Source organism: Methylobacterium sp. NPDC080182 (assembly GCF_050281105.1).
Lineage (GTDB): Bacteria > Pseudomonadota > Alphaproteobacteria > Rhizobiales > Beijerinckiaceae > Methylobacterium.
This window is the reverse complement of sequence record NZ_JBNNWO010000065.1, coordinates 1-1,165: the sequence shown is the minus strand read 5'-3', so window position 1 is coordinate 1,165 and position 1,165 is coordinate 1. Positions and strand designations below refer to the sequence as shown.

At 68.0% G+C, this 1,165-nt stretch carries 1 protein-coding gene; it reads left to right on the top strand.

Translation table 11 applies throughout. The annotated features are described in order from the left end of the window. The first annotated feature begins 90 nt into the window (after positions 1–90). A protein-coding gene (locus ACQKQD_RS34135) for an IS630 family transposase (RefSeq protein ID WP_427511004.1) occupies positions 91–1,148 on the top strand; the annotation gives its coding sequence in 2 pieces (ribosomal slippage) (positions 91–583 and positions 583–1,148; 1,059 coding nt in all). The last annotated feature ends 17 nt before the right edge of the window (positions 1,149–1,165 follow it).

Here is a 1,165-nt window from a genome sequence, read left to right as displayed (position 1 = left end):
ATACCAATCCTTGTTGAGCACGACTCATGGGGTAGCGTCGGCGGCTGTGGGGTGATTCTATCCTCGGGTTTGGAGCCTCAGGAGGATGGGATGGCCGCTCCGGTGCCGCTGCGGTTGGACTTTGACGCCGAGGCCCTGCGCGCCCTTGCGAAGGGATCGCGTGATCCCGCCCAGACCCGGCGCCTGCTGGCGCTGTCGGCGATCTACGCGGGCGGCTCGCGCTCAGACGCCGCTGCGCTCGGCGGGGTCGGTCTGCAGACGGTGCGCGACTGGGTCGTGGCGTTCAACGCGCAGGGACCGGACGGTCTGATCGACCGCAAGGCCCCCGGCGCCCGCCCACGCCTGAACGTCGAGCAGCGGGAGGCGCTGCGTGCCCTGGTCGAGCAGGGCCCGATGCCCGCCGCCCACGGGGTGGTGCGCTGGCGGCTGGTCGACCTCGCCCAGATCTTGTTCGAGGATCACAGTGTGTCGGTCTCCGAGCAGACCTTGAGCCGGGTCCTGCGGGGCATGGGCTATCGGAAGCTCTCGGCGCGCCCGCGCCATCACGCCCAAGACCCGGACGCCATCCCCGCTTTTAAAAAGTCTTCCCCGCCCGCCTGGCGCAGATCGCCCAAGCTGTCGGCGGCAAACCGATAGAAGTCTGGTTTTCCGACGAGGCGCGGGTCGGGCAGAAGAACACGATCACCCGCCGCTGGACACGCCGCGGCACGCGCCCGTCGGCGCCCAAGGACCAGCGCACCGCCTCCGCCTACATCTTCGGGGCGATCTGCCCGGCCAAGGGGACGGGGGCCGGGCTCGTCATGCCCCGCTGCACCACCGAGGCGATGAGCCTGCATCTGGCCGAGATCGCCCGGACCGTCGCCCCCGGCGCGCACGCCGTGCTGCTGCTCGATCAGGCCGGATGGCACATGACGAAGAAACTGGCCGTGCCCGCCAACATCACGCTGCTGCCCTTGCCGTCCCGCTCACCCGAACTCAACCCGGTCGAGAACCTGTGGCAGTTCATGCGCGACAACTGGCTGGGCAATCGCGTCTTCAAATCCTACACCGATATCCTCGACCATTGCTGCGATGCGTGGCGGCGCCTCATCGACCAGCCCTGGCGCATCATGTCCATCGGACTGCGCGCTTGGGCTCATAGGTTCTGATCAATGAGAGTTGGTAT